General features: G+C 42.0%; 10 protein-coding genes and 1 tRNA gene. 3 read left to right on the top strand and 8 right to left on the bottom strand.

Annotated elements, in window-relative coordinates; genetic code table 11:
• Window positions 1-26: 26 nt before the first annotated feature.
• Window positions 27-485, bottom strand: a complete 459-nt coding sequence (locus tag J0L60_15410) for a DUF1569 domain-containing protein (protein MBN8547516.1) — start codon at window positions 483-485, stop codon at window positions 27-29.
• A 205-nt stretch (window positions 486-690) separates the two neighbouring features.
• Here J0L60_15410 and J0L60_15405 point away from each other — a divergent pair, with 205 nt between their 5' ends.
• A complete protein-coding gene (locus J0L60_15405) occupies window positions 691-2,502 on the top strand; it encodes a C69 family dipeptidase (protein MBN8547515.1) in 1,812 nt (603 codons plus the stop codon).
• 3 nt (window positions 2,503-2,505) lie between these two features.
• Here J0L60_15405 and J0L60_15400 read toward each other — a convergent pair whose 3' ends face one another.
• The 7 genes from J0L60_15400 to J0L60_15370 are packed head-to-tail and all read right to left on the bottom strand — an operon-like array spanning window position 2,506 to window position 11,777.
• Window positions 2,506-3,264, bottom strand: coding sequence for an alpha/beta hydrolase (locus J0L60_15400; protein MBN8547514.1), 759 nt, complete (start codon window positions 3,262-3,264; stop codon window positions 2,506-2,508).
• A 1-nt stretch (window position 3,265) separates the two neighbouring features.
• Window positions 3,266-4,402, bottom strand: a complete 1,137-nt coding sequence (locus J0L60_15395; protein MBN8547513.1) for a response regulator — start codon at window positions 4,400-4,402, stop codon at window positions 3,266-3,268.
• Window positions 4,403-4,418: 16 nt separating this feature from the next.
• The gene (cheB, locus tag J0L60_15390; protein MBN8547512.1) at window positions 4,419-5,480 is read right to left on the bottom strand and encodes a chemotaxis-specific protein-glutamate methyltransferase CheB; all 1,062 of its coding nucleotides are present in this window, start codon (window positions 5,478-5,480) and stop codon (window positions 4,419-4,421) included.
• A 31-nt stretch (window positions 5,481-5,511) separates the two neighbouring features.
• The gene (locus J0L60_15385) at window positions 5,512-7,779 is read right to left on the bottom strand and encodes a hybrid sensor histidine kinase/response regulator (protein MBN8547511.1); all 2,268 of its coding nucleotides are present in this window, start codon (window positions 7,777-7,779) and stop codon (window positions 5,512-5,514) included.
• A 31-nt stretch (window positions 7,780-7,810) separates the two neighbouring features.
• A complete protein-coding gene (locus J0L60_15380; GenBank protein ID MBN8547510.1) occupies window positions 7,811-9,274 on the bottom strand; it encodes a methyl-accepting chemotaxis protein in 1,464 nt (487 codons plus the stop codon).
• 33 nt (window positions 9,275-9,307) lie between these two features.
• Window positions 9,308-10,360: a chemotaxis protein CheW gene (locus J0L60_15375; protein MBN8547509.1), complete on the bottom strand. Its 1,053-nt coding sequence runs from the start codon at window positions 10,358-10,360 to the stop codon at window positions 9,308-9,310.
• 31 nt (window positions 10,361-10,391) lie between these two features.
• On the bottom strand, window positions 10,392-11,777 hold the full coding sequence (locus J0L60_15370) for a tetratricopeptide repeat protein (GenBank protein MBN8547508.1): 1,386 nt from the start codon (window positions 11,775-11,777) through the stop codon (window positions 10,392-10,394).
• A gap of 248 nt (window positions 11,778-12,025) precedes the next feature.
• Here J0L60_15370 and J0L60_15365 point away from each other — a divergent pair.
• Window positions 12,026-12,112 (top strand) — tRNA-Ser (locus tag J0L60_15365).
• 374 nt (window positions 12,113-12,486) lie between these two features.
• Entirely contained in the window at window positions 12,487-14,592 is a 2,106-nt protein-coding gene (locus J0L60_15360) for a HAMP domain-containing protein (protein MBN8547507.1), read from the top strand.
• The last annotated feature ends 1 nt before the right edge of the window (window position 14,593 follow it).

Here is a 14,593-nt window from a genome sequence, read left to right as displayed (position 1 = left end):
GATAACAAAACAGATTATTATTTTAATTACCTTCCAAATTGTTTGAGGTGGTGATTAATGTGAATATATGCCAGCCTGCCCCATTGTTTTTTTGAAAGGTTGCCAAAATACGGGTGTTCTCTAAAGGTGTCCGCTCCGTAACTTTTTGAAAAATCGTTTACCATATCGATAAGGGTCTTTTTATCCTGGTCAAAACCAACAGTTTTGCTGCCTCCGGCACCTTGTTTCAATTCGGGAACCGTATTAACCTTCCCTTTGGGTGCCGGTACTCCGAGAAGTACTGCATATTTAGCGATGGAAGTTGAAATTGCGTTTCCGACAAATTTTGTTTCTTTTGTGCCAAGCCCTATCCTGATCTGGTCTGCAAGATGTACAAGCATTTCAGATACATTCATCTTTCCCCATAATGGCCTGTTGCTGATTGAAACTGCAGATATCCTTCTGACCATTTCTTTGTTGTCTTCCATGTTCAGTAAATTCTTCATCTTTTTTCTCCTTAAACCTGTCAAATATAAACAATTTTTGATTTTCGATTGGGAAATATCACGGATTTTGACAGTTATAATCTTTATCCAAATTTTCGATAGGGGATACCAGCAAGTCGGTGATTCGGTGGTTCAGTTTTTCCTCTTTTGATTGAAATAAAATTATTATCTTACCTGATTATTATTTATTTTATCCGGAGAGTCAATGAAGAGATTTTCATCGTTTCTGTTCCTTTCTTTTGTAATTCTAACCACCGCATCCATTGCCTGTACTAATTTTATTGTAACAAAAGGTGCATCGGTCGACGGTTCGACCATGATAACCTACACAGCGGATTCATACATGATGTATGGTGAACTTTATCACTTCCCTGCAGCAAAATATCCTGAAGGCGCAATGCTCGAAGTTTTTGAATGGGATACGGGCAAGCTTCTCGGAAAAATAAAACAGGTCCGTGAGACTTATAATGTTACAGGTAACATGAACGAACATCAGCTCGCCATTGGTGAAACCACTTTTGGCGGCAGAGGTGAACTTACCAACCCGAAAGGGATTATTGACTACGGAAGTTTGATCTATATAACCCTTCAAAGGGCAAAAACCGCCCGCGAAGCGATAAAGATAATGGCTCAACTGGTAGAAGAGTACGGCTACTACAGTTCGGGTGAATCATTCTCGATAGCAGACCCTAATGAAGCCTGGATTTTGGAGATGATCGGAAAGGGACCCGGAGTAAAGGGAGCCAACTGGGTTGCAGTAAGAATTCCCGACGGATATGTTTCAGGGCATGCAAACCAGGCAAGGATTACAAAATTCCCCTTGAATGACCCGGATAACTGTCTCTACTCGAAAGATGTAATTTCCTTTGCGAGAGAAAAAGGATACTTTTCGGGAAAGGACGAAGATTTTGACTTCGCCGCCGCGTACTCACCACTTGACTTTGGAGCAATCAGATTTTGTGACGGAAGGGTGTGGTCACTTTTCAGACGCTGCAATTCGACCATGGACAAGTATCTCTCATACATTAAAGGGGAGAATCTCGAGAGAATGCCCCTTTATGTGAAGCCTGACAAAAAGCTGTCTGTTCAGGATGTGATGGGCTTGATGCGTGATCACTACAACGGAACAGAGCTCGACATGACAACGGGCGTCGGAGCCGGACCTTATGGTAACCCTATGAGAGCCCGTCCTCTTACTTGGAAGTATAACGGAGAAGAGTATTTTAACGAAAGACCTATTTCCACACCTCAGACAGGCTGGTCGTTTATCAGCCAGTCACGCAGTCACCTGCCAAATGAGGTTGGCGGACTCCTTTGGTTCGGAATGGATGACACCTATACCACAGTCTGGTTCCCTGTATATGCAGCAGTAACTGATGTACCTGAAAACTACAGGAAGGGACTCGGGTCATTATCACATTTCACCTGGGAATCGGCATTTTGGGTGTTCAATGCGGTGGCGAATTTCGCATATCCGCGATACAATGTCGTAATAGATGATATCAAGACAGTTCAAAACCAACTCGAGGGGCAGTTCCTGCTCCGCCAAAAAGAGGTAGAGGAAAAAGCGACAAAACTTCTTTCTTCATCGAGAGCTGAATGTCTTCTCTTCCTCACCAATTATACCAAGGAATCGGGGAAAACAGTATATAACACCTGGAAAAAACTAAGTGAGGATCTTCTGCTTAGATATATGGATGGCGTAAAGAAAAATGAATACTTCAAGACAGTAAACATTGGCTATCCGGATGATTTCAAAAAGCAGATAGTTAACGAGAGCGGAGACAAGCTTAAAGTGAAGAAACTCCCCGGTGAGAAAGAAGCTTCAATCGGAGATCATATCAATAATGCGAAGGATTTGATCAAGAAGAAAGATTATGTTTCGGCAAAGTCCGAGCTTGAGTCGCTTTTGAAACTTGATCCGGGCAATTCATGGGCAACCGCGGAACTGAAGAAAGTAAATGATCTGCTAAGAGCAATCGAAGACCTGCACAACAAAAATTTCGGGATGCAGTAATACCTAACCTTCCAGCATCTCAGTCAGAATATGCATATTACCATCGGTGAGCTTTGCCAAAGCTGGTGTAAGCTCACCGTGTTTTAAGTTCGAGAAGGAGTGCAAAAAAGAAAATGGAATAGAACGGGCAATAAGTTTTAGATCCTCCTCCTTGATAAATTCATCAGAATCACTTCCGACAATCCAACAAAGGGCTTTTATCTCTCCCAACCTCTCCCTGTCGATATGTGAGGGAGACTCCCACAGTATTTTTACCCGGTTGAGAAGCAAATAGAATTTCTCCGGCTCAGGAGACATGCCTTCGTAGTCCTGAACCATTTCGTCATCAAGCGCAATTTGCGGAAAAACCTGATCGAGGTTAACATCATCCCTCCAGCCCTCGATGCCTGTATCAGGTGCAATTGACACAACCCTTGTTATCCTGTCAGGTTCGGAGTAAGCGACCACGAGAGCTGTTATTGCACCATCACTGTAACCCACAATCGATGCCTCTTCGATATCGAGATAATCCATCAGTCCCAGCACATCAGTCGCATAGAGGTCATAGTTCAGAGGCAGTTTGCCATGAAACGATTTGCCATGTCCTCTGAAGTCGAGCAGTACCAGTTTATACTCAGTTAGATCGAGAGCAGTGACGACCGGGATCATCTCTCTGCTGTCACCCAGCCCGCCATGAAGAAGGATTACCCAACGGTCACCTTGACCCGCCACCGAGTAGAAAAGGGGAGTGTTGTCAGGAGTTACATAGTAGCCGTCAGTCATATCATTGTGGCAGAGTAAAAAAGAAAGTTGTTCCCATACCGGGGGTTGATTCCACTCTAATCTGACCGCCGTTTTTCTCGATCATGTCTTTACACAATACGAGACCAAGCCCGGTACCTTTTTCCTTGTTGGTGCCGAGGGTGGTATTTTGTTTATCTATTCTGAAAAGCCCTGCGAGCGATTTGGGGCTTATACCCACTCCGTTGTCGGCGACATAAACTTCGATAAATCCCGGGAGATCTGATGCCCCAACTCTGATTTCTCCTCCCTCCGGAGTAAACTTGATCGCGTTATAAACAAGGTTCCTGAGGAGCAGGTAAAGCATGTTGTGATCGGCAAAAACTTTCTTCCCGGGTGAGCCCTCGTTGGTAAGTTTAAGTTTTTTCCCGGCTGCATTATCAGAATAGAGGGAAAAAACATCGTTCACCACATGAAAAAAATCGAGCTCGGCAGGGGAGAAAACCATGGAACCTCGCTGAACCTGAGCCCAGGCAAGGAGATTTTCCAGAAGTTTGAACTGATTGTGAGCCGATCTGTTCATATCGAGGACGAAAGCCTTGATTTGTGCCCTGTCCATGATATCTATGTCCTCTGCCAGCAATTCAGTAATTCCGAGGAAAGAGTTGAAGGGGCTTTTCAGATCATGGGCGATGATGGAGAAAAATTTATCTTTTGTGGCATTCAATACTTCCAGCTCTTCCGAATATTTTTTCAGTTTTTCCTGGTTAAGCATTTTTTCATATTGCAGTCTTCCTCTCTCGAGTGCATAAAAGATAGATCTTGTGAGGAGGCTGCTGTGTACTTCACCTTTGACGAGATAGTCCTGTGCTCCTTCACGAACAGCTTTAAGAGCAAGCGACTTGTCCTCATTGCCGGTAAGTACAATAACGGGAATGTAGGGATATCTGGCAAAGAATGTTTTAAAGGTTTCAAGGCCCTGACTTTCAGGAAGGCCAAGATCGAGAAGAACTATCTGAATGTTTTCACTTTTTGTAAGCTCGATGGCATCAGTAAGGTTTGAGGCTGAATGTAAATTATAGTTATCATCGGGCATTCCCTCTCTGATAAGAAGTGTGATCAATCTGGCTGCAATAGCACTGTCTTCTACGAGAAGAATCCTTAACTTTTCCTGTGACATGAAATTTTCCGTGAAATTAATTGCTAAAGTTATTCAATAATCTGACAATATCCTCAGGCGACAGCAACAATTTTGCAGCACCAATCTCGGCAGCCACTTTTGGCATGCCATAGACAACACAACTTCTCTCGTTTTGAGCAATTGTGTACCCGCCTGATTTTTTAATCTGAAGCAGCCCGTCTGCTCCGTCTGCACCCATACCGGTAAGAAGAATGGCTAATGAGTTTTTTCCAAAATTCAGAGCAATTGAAGAAAAAGTCTCATCTACAGAAGGACGATGACCGTTTTTCGGTGGATCCTTGGAAATGACGAATCTGCCACCACTGTCGAATTTCAGATGTGTATCCTCGGGGGGGAAGTAAATATGTCCCGGTTTAGGGATATCACCATTTTCTGCAAACTTTACGGTAAGAGGAGAGGCCTTGTCAAGCCACTCGACCAGCCCTTGAATAAAACCCTCACTGATGTGTTGGACACAGACTATCGGGTCGGGGAACCCCGGTTTTAGTCTTTGAAATATTTCAGCCAGCACTTGGGGACCGCCGGTGGATGCCCCAATTCCAACTATTTTGAAAGTGTTTTTTATGTTAAGATTTGTGTTCTCCACACCCTCAATCACCCCGGAATGAGCACCGTTTTTTCTTCTCCGCTTAAAAGTATGTACTCCTGAGAGGAGAGTGATTTTTTTTACGAGAGCGGCGGCTGATTTCCTGAATTCATCCTCAACCTGGATTGCCGGTTTGGGGAAGACATCCACAGCGCCTGCATCAAGCAGCGTGAAAATAGTTTCTTCATCGCCTGTCGATTGAACTGAAGAACTGATCACCAGAATTGGCTTCGGGTGCCTTTCCATGATCTCCATAATCAGTTCGTGGCCATTAATTGCCGGCATGTGGTAGTCGGTGCAAATTACATCAGGATTCAAAACCGGTATGGCAGCAAGCGCTTCAAGTCCATTTGTAAAAGTGCCAACTAGCTCGACTTCAGGATACTGAGCGAGCAATTTTTTCAGGATATGGAGTACAACGAGTGAGTCGTCAACAAGTAAAACTCTTACTGGGTTATTTTTCCCGTTCATATCATTCCCTAAATTTTGTAAAACTGTTCATTTACAGAAGCCTTTGAATTGTTTCAATCAGAAATCTTTGATCGAACCCTGATTTGGTAAGGTAGGCATTTGCGCCACATTCCAGCCCTTTCTTCTTTTGTTCATCCGAGGACAGCGATGTAACCAGAATTATCGGCAAGGAGGTATACCTTTTATTTTGTCTGATTTTTTCAGTGAACGACAGACCATCCATGTTTGGCATTTCGATATCAGAAACCACCGCATCTATCTCATTTGAAGTCAATTTTGCAAATCCATCTAGACCGTCAACGGCAACTATCACTTCATATCCGGCACCCTCAAGTATTCGTTTTTCCTGAGTGCGGGTGGTTATTGAGTCTTCAACGAGTAAAATTCTTTTTTTGTCGGCGGTTGCGCCTTCAATAATGGTAGATTCGACTCCACTGTGACTTTTGGTTTTTACTGATCGCACAAGATCCTGCGGATTCAGAATAATGCATACATCTCCCGTTCCGAGAATGGTTGACCCGGAGACATTCCTTACTTTTTGGAGCATGATGCCGAGAGGTTTCACAAGCACTTCCTGCTCGTCAATCAGAGAATCAACGATGAAACCGGCTTTTTCTCCCATTGATGAGATAATTATGCACTGGTATGAAGAGGTGTTAGACCTGTTATCATCACTTTTATTCGGGTGCAGTTCCAACAGGGATTCGAGAGTGACGATGGAGACCGGCTCATTCTGAAAAACAATTGTATCCCTCCCTTCCATTGAGAAAACATCAGATTTCTGTACGAGCACAGATGTATCTATATAGTCGATAGGGATTGCAAAGATTACATCATTCACACTCACGGTCATCACCCTGAGAGTTGCAAGAGTCAGGGGGAGATCAATAATGAATTTCGTCCCTTCCCCTTTTTCAGATTCAATGTTTATTCTCCCCTTGAGTTTACTGACATTTGCCCTCACCACTTCCATGCCGACGCCTCTTCCCGAGACATCGGTGATCATTTTTGAAGTCGAAAATCCCGGACTAAAAATCAGGTTGTGAATTTGAGCAGGGGAGAGATTGCCCGCTTCTTCCTTGGTGATCAGCTTTTTCTTTATCGCCGTCTCCAGAATGGATTTATCATCCAGACCGTTGCCGTCATCCTCAAGAACTATTGTAATAGTCGAAGCTGAATGGAGTGCCGTAAGTTTTATAGTGCCGTGGCGGGGCTTGCCGGCTTTCAATCTTGTCGCGGGCAATTCAATGCCATGATCAATGGAATTCCTTATCATATGCATCAGGGGATCCCTCATCTCTTCGAGGATTTTTTTGTCGGCTGTGATTCCGGCACCCTCCACAATAAAATTGACTTCTTTGTTTAATTCACCGGCGATATCCCTTACCATACGGGGATAGAGATTAAAAATGTTCGAGAGCTGCAGCATTCGGAGGTTTTTGATTACCTCCTCGAATTCGTAAGAGACAAAATTCAGACGCGAATTATCTTCAGAGAGTCCTTCCCGGAAACCACCAATTTCCACAGAAGCGGCGTCAAATCTGTTCCTTAGTTTGTTTACAGTTGTGATTATATCGGAATGAGCATGTTTGAAATCTTTTTTAAGAGGAGCAACGGTTTGTTCGATCGTGCGAAGGTCTCGAATGGATTCTTCGAGGAGAGCGCCAAGGTTGTCAATCTTTCCCAGTCTTAGGGCAAGCTGGATTTTGGAAACTGTGAGTTCGCCTGAGAGATTCATGAGGGTATCAAGTTTCGAAGCAGCAACTCTTATTGTATCTATGGCAAAAGATTTTAGAGACTCAACGGGGGCATCCGAAACGGAAGTCTGAATATCAGGTTGTAAAGATGCAGATTCCGGCTCAGGTTCCGAAGGCACCATCTCAATCTGCTTAACAGGTGTCTCTTTTTCCGCCGGAGGAGTTGTATCCGCATTTAGAATCGCCGAGGTTACCGCCTCCACATCAAAATTACAAGGTTCGCCGGTGACGGCCTCATTCACAAGGCTTTTTATTACATCAAGTGCCTTATACATCCTGTCGAAATCTGCTCTTTTAAGCTCCGTATTTTCTTTTTTTACTGCTCCGAGCATATCTTCAAAGAAATGAGCAAGGGTTACCACACCGGTGAGTCCGATCATCCTTGCTCCACCTTTCATGCTGTGGGCTACTCTCATCAGTTTGGACAGGGCATCAAAATCGAATACATTGGCTTCCAGCTTCAGGAGTTCGCTGTTCAGGATTTGAATGCTTTCTTCAAATTCGATTTTGAAAATGCCTCTAAGCTCGGGATCGGAAATCACAAATTACCTCTTCTACAGGTGATCATTTGAATCATACAAGTGATTTAAGAGCAGTCGCAGTTTCATTCAACTTTTGGATACCCACTCTGGTTTGCGACAGACCCGAGGCAGTCTCTTTAACACCGGCGTTGATGGCATTCATGGCTTCAACAACCTGTTTTACTGCCGCCACCTGTTGTTTTACAGTAAACACAGTTTGTTGCGACATATCGAAAGTGGTTGAGATGAATGATGCAAGTTCATTGAACGCTTCGGCTGTTTTTCTTGCAGCATTAATGCTTAGGTCAACATTCTTTGTGCCCTCTTCTGTAGCCATCACTGTTGAATTGGTGGCTTTTTGAATATCAGCCACAACTGTATTAATCTTTTCGGCTGACTTTTTGCTTTGGTCAGCGAGCTTTCTGATTTCCGAGGCAACCACTGCAAAGCCTTTGCCGTGTTCACCGGCTCTGGCAGCTTCCACAGCAGCATTTAGGGCGAGGAGGTTAGTCTGGTTGGCTAGATCGGAGACAAGCCCGGTAATTGAGCTAATCTGGTTTGTTTGTTCACTCAGTCTCAGAATCTGTTCGGCAACTGAAGCAACTTTATCTTTGAGAACCGCCATGGTGTTCATACTGAGTTGAACAGTTTTTGCGCCGTCATCGGCGATATCTGATGCCTTGTTTGCTGATTCTGCTGTTTCACCAACTTTACCCGCAGTCTGGCTGAAAGTGACATCAAGCTCGTTCATGGTTGAAGTGGTTTCGTTTACAGAAGCTGCCTGCTGTGATGCAACTTTTTCGTGTTCATTAATGGTGGCTGCCATCTCGGAAGATGTGGCGGCAATGGCGGAAATGGCAGAACCTACTGTGGAAACCACGCTTCTGGTGATGAATATGGCGAGCAGAATTGCAGTTATAATAGCCACGGTGGCGCCGGCAAGAGATGTAAAAATCAGTGTATTCATCACCGCGTCTCTTCTCTCTCTTAAAGCCTCGAGAGCCTTCCGCTCTTCACCTTCGATCTGTTTGAACAGTGATTTTATATTTGCAGTAAAGGATTTGGAAATACTCTCAGCCTCAGCTTTCATGGCTTTCTCCTGGTCACCTTTTTTGACAAGGGCAATGGTTGCATTGTTAAAAAGTACCTCCTCCTCAAAAAGTTTTATGACTTGTTTAAGTCTCTCGTGGTTGTCTTTCTTTTCATCTGACGATTCATCCATTTTCTGTACATTTTCTCTAAAACTTTTTTCCGCCTCATTGTATCTCAATAATGACTCCTCTTTCATTCCCACAAGATACTGAAGATGAGTTGCTTTTGAAGCCAGATAGCTGTTAAATGCTTCGTCTCCGAGGAATATCATTTCATTTGCATTTTTGCGGACGACATTTATATCCTCAAGACTTTGCATGTAACTGTAATTGAGAATGGAACTGATGAGCATGATGAGTATTACAATTGCATAGCCGAGGCTGATTTTTGTGCCTAATTTGAGTTTATTGAACCAACTTAGCATGATAAATATCCTTGTTTTAATTTTGATTTGCAGCTAAACTTCTTCATGAACGATAAGATTGCCGTTCAGCAATATTTTTTCAAGATCGATAAGTGTGAGCATTTTATCCTGATAATGCGCGGCACCTTTTTGGAATGAATCATTCACAAATTTTGATGCAGTGGGAAGAGGCGAAATGTCTGCCTTATTGATGTAGATTACATCCTCCACTTCATCAACCGGGATGCCGGCTTCGCCTTCTTCGAGTCTCACGATTATTACTTTTGTTCGCTTGGCGTTCCTGTCTGATTGTATTTTGAAAACGGGACTGATATCCACAAGAGTAATGATGTTACCATGATAATTAATTTGTCCGATTATATGTGGCGGGCAACAAGGGACGGGGGAGACTTTTTTAATTTCGTGGAACCCCTGGATGATACTCAGATCAATACCGAGGTATTCATTGTTAAGTTTGATTACAGCAACAGGCTCTCTGTCAATATTATCGTCTGCAATCTGTTTCTCCCGCAATGAATTGGCTCTTTCCCTGAATATTTCTCTTTCTTCAGAGCCGGATTCGGGTGAAAAATAGCGATCACGGGCTTCAGGAAGTAATTCTGCCGAAGGAGTTTCTCTTTCGTCGTCATTTTTCGCAGGGAAATCAACAGTGTCAGTCAGGGTGAGGATATTCCCGATCGAGAGGAGTGTCACGATGATTCCGCCTGAATTTGTTACACCTTCCACAAAATGATATGAAGTGTTTCTATCCTCAGGCATAACATTTCGAATATCTGTGATATCCTCCTGTTTGATTTCAACCACATTATTTACCTCGCTGACGATCAAAGCAGGTGAGAATTCACCATTGGAAAGAACAATGACATTGTCCGTAACAAGACATCTGTGACGGGTTCCGTTTATTCTTTGGTCGAGATCAATCACCGGAATGAATCTCCCCCTAAGGTCGAAGATTCCCCGGATCCAGGTAGGCATTTCATCGGAAGGAGTAAGTTCAGACAGTGGAAGTATCTCCTGCACCATTTCCGCGGGCAGTGCGTATGAGAGCCCGTTCAATTCAAAAACAAGATAGTTAAAACTGTTCATCTTTTACTCGATTGTCGGTTTTGCCACTGTTTCAGTGAGATGACATTTTTTTAATCTCTTCAATTATCTCCGCCACTTTCATATTTTGATAAAAGGCAATTGTCTCCTCAGGGTCAAGCTTCACGAGCTGCTCGAGAGCCATACTCCGACACTTCTGAGCCCGTTGTTTTTCCCCGAGGAAGTCGTAAATGGATGCCAGTTCGACAGAAGCCGGAAAAAACTGATGATTCAAATATAATACTTTATTGAATAAAGCTATTGCATTCTCCAGTTCTCCCTGTTCGTTGGCAATTTGTCCGAGAAGGAAATAAGCATCATGATTGAAAGGGTCTTGTTCATTAAGTCTGTCGCAAAGATTTTTTGCCTCATCGAGTCTTCCTGAATTCGCCTTCATCCTTGCAAGCGCAAGCAGGTCAGTTTCGTTTTTCAACTCGTTATGAGGTAGCAGTACATCAAACGAAGGAGTCTCAGGATCGGCAGGTAAATCGATTTTTGCAGCAGTTCTCTTTTTGGGGAGATGAAACGGTGGCTCGGAAACGACCCCGGAGTGATTGCTTTTCAGCTTGGCAGTAAGTGCTGATCGCGACACTATTTTTGAATCGACTTTCCGGTAAATGAATGAATCTTCGAAAGGGATAAGCGAGAGTCCCGGAAAATGCCTGTTTGCCAGTTCTGAGTGGCCGGTAAGAAGATATCCCTCCGGCTTAAGCGCTTTTATAAAGTTATTTACAGCTTTTTCTATTCCGTCATGGTTAAAATATATAAACACATTTCTGCAGATGATCAGATCGAATCTGTCTTTGGTAGTTCCGGGAAATTCACTAATGTCAGCAACCAGATTAAAATATTTGAAGGAGACCAGATTTCTAATTTTATCTTTAAGGTGATAAACACTTTTAGCAAGTGTAAAATACTCCCGTATTACAGACTCGGGTACCGATCTAAACGACCAGTGTGTGTATAATCCCTTCCTGGCTTTCTCAAGAGCCTGAATGTTGATATCAGTTCCCGTCAATTCAATGTTCCAGTCAGCTATATCGGGAAGAAGCTCGTGCAGAATCATGGCTATCGAGTAGATTTCCTCTCCTGATGAGCATGCCGCACTCCAGATGTGGAGGTTTTTGGTGAGTTTATTCTTTTCGATAAGTTGAGGAAGGATTTTTTCTCTCAGGAGGGACATCTGTCCGTGGTCACGGAAAAAGAAAGTCTCCGTGTTTGAGAGTTCAACTGCAATCTTTTTTAATTCTTCATTGCCGGCCTCTCCGAACCCCGACAGTAGCTTAAAGTAATCCTCCGCTGATTGACACTTCAGCTCTTTCATCCTTGAATTGAAGAATTTTTGAAGTTTTATGTCATCCTTGCCAAATTCGATCAGGCCTGTCTTTGAACTGATCAAATTCTTTAAAGTAGATAACATGGTTGCATCGAAAGTTTGGGCCATTTTACGGTTTCACAAATTCTTTTATTCTGCATAGAATATAATAATTTATTTAATTGCTTTTAATTATCCAAGGTGTAAAATGCAAAAAAAATGTAGTTTTTGTTTGGGATCACACTCAAAGAGTAACAACTGTCGGATATTTTTTACAGGCAGTTTAAAATATTTGTCGGAAATTGAAAAAAATAATATATTTGTGGTCTAAATTTTCGGGAATACGAAAATATGGAGAGCTGGCAGAGTGGTTGAATGCGGCGGTCTTGAAAACCGTTATATCCTCACGGGTATCCGGGGTTCGAATCCCTGGCTCTCCGCTGGAAAAGATCAGATGAGAGTCTGATCTTTTTTGTTTTAAATATATCTGATCTCGGTGGTTCTCCCGAAGGGATGCCTTCGGCAGAATCCCTGGCTCTCCGCTGGAAAAAGATCAGATGAGAGTCTGATCTTTTTTGTTTTAAATATATCTGATCTCGGTGGTTCTCCCGAAGGGATGCCTTTGGCAGAATCCCTGGCTCTCCGCCGGAAAAAGAGGCCTGAGAAATCAGGTCTTTTTTTGTATTATTTTTTCCTTCCAAAAACATTTATTCTGATATTTTCCCTTAAATAAAATAAACTTCTCGAAATATTTTGGAAAAATTTGTTAATTTATCTATTATACTTTCTAAAAATTAAATAAGCAGACCCAAAAATGCAAGATATGTTTTTCCATCTTCTCTTTTTGGTAGCTACTTTTATAGGTGCTGCCGGGATTCTGTTTGTAATCTGGAAAAGGGATACAGGAAACAGGACAAGTAAACTCCTAATCCTGTTGTTATTCTTGATTTTTGGATATCTTATATCGCACGGGATACATTTCTTGTTAATGTATAACAAGGATGTAACAATTCTTGACATATCTTGCCACTCTTTTTTGCTTCTGATACTTATTACGACAACATTCCTGTCAATGGATTTATCCAAGAAAAAAACATCAGGAATCTTTGAGAGTTTATTTATTTTAGTGCCATCCATAATTATATTGGTACTCTTATGGTCAGGATCATTCATAGAAGTATCTCACTCTCACTCAGGTACATTTCAAGTTCATTTTAAGAAGGCTTATCCCCTCTTTTTAGTCTGGTACATAGTTCTTATTGTTTATTCAATATTTATCACTATTCAAAAAATATCTAAAGAAAACGATGTAAGGTTAAAAAGCCAGTTGAAAGTTTTTCTTCTTGGTGTGGTCATCACAAATCTTTTTACATTTACATTTGGCCTGCTTATACCGTGGGTTTATGGTTTTTATAGTTTGGTTGAAGTAAGCCCTTTGGCATTTCTTTCAGGAGTGATTCTTTTTACCGGAATCAGTATTGGCAAGTACAACATGTTCCCTGCCACAATAGATAAAATCGAACATTTTAGCATCAAGCGCAAGATGTTTTTCAGTTCAATAATTATCATACCGATCGTAATACTGGTTATACAAATACCCTTGGGGAAAATCTTGTTTGGTATTGATTCAAATGTTGATCTCATCCAATACTTTCTAATCAGTTTGTTTGTAGGGATTATTGTTAGTCTGAGTATGACATTTGCCGTAATTCAGATTATCTCCAACCCGCTGAGAAAACTTAAAAGACAGGCCGTCCAAATTGAGATGGGTGAGTTGGGTGTTCAATTTGAATACCCGTCGAATGATGAGATAGGAGAGCTTTCAGCAGCTTTTAACAAACTCTCAATTTCGTTAAAGAAAAACGCTCTGGAACTCACTGCGAAGGAGAATAGGATAAACCTTTTATTAAACGCCGTTGACAAATCTGCTGCCTCGATTGCTCTGGTTGGTGAAGATCTTACAATCCTGGAAATAAACCAACAGTTTGAAGCCCTCGTAAACGACCACCCACAGAACATAAAGGGAAAAAAGTTGGACACTCTCCCGGTCTTTGCTGGTAAGGAAATATTGGGGCAGATGGTTAAATCGAGTAATGAAGAGGGTCTAAATAACGAAGAAATTGCTGTTCCCGGTGAAATCGAAGAAAAAATAATTCTCTTATCCTTCTCAAAAATACAACCAGATTACGATGCATCAGGTTTCCTTTTTGTGGGACTTGATGTTACCCGCTTAAAGAAGTTGGAGAGAGAACTTGCTCATTCGGAAAAACTTGCGGCGCTTGGGAAGATGTCAACCATTTTGGCGCATGAAATAAAGACGCCACTCACATCAATAAAGCTAAATGTTGAAATGTTAATGGAATCTCTGGTTTTATCGCAGGAGGATAACTCATCATTTAGAATTATTCAGAAAGAAATAAACAGAATGAATGGTTTAGTCAACGATGTTCTACAGTTGTCCCGGGTATATATATTAAATTATTCCAATGTGATGATGAATCGGTTTACTGAGAACATCATTGAAGAGGTTAGAATCAAATTGAATCAGAGAAATATAGAAGTTAATAACAAAGTGGAGGCTGTTGAAGTGGAAATTGATTCCGACAAAATGAGACAGGTACTGCTTAATATGCTTGATAATGCAATTGAAGCAAGCGAAGAGCATGGAACAATAGTACTGATTTCTGAAGTTGAAGAGGAGATGAACAGGTTCACTTTAAAGATTAAAAACAGTTGCATTGAAATGCCCGACTTGAGGAAAATTTTTGAGCCATTTTATACCAATAAAGCTTCCGGTACTGGATTGGGGTTATCGATCTCCAGGAATATAGTGGGACAACATCATGGTGAAATAAGGGTTAGATTCGTTGAAGAAAATCAGATTGAATTTGAGATAATAATGCCCGTAAAGAGGAGTTAAG

The sequence above is a fragment of the Ignavibacteria bacterium genome, from assembly GCA_017302895.1.
In the GTDB taxonomy this organism is placed as follows: Bacteria; Bacteroidota; Ignavibacteria; order Ignavibacteriales; family Ignavibacteriaceae; genus UTCHB3.
Note: the sequence above shows the minus strand (reverse complement) of the source record. Positions and strands in the feature narration are given on the sequence as shown.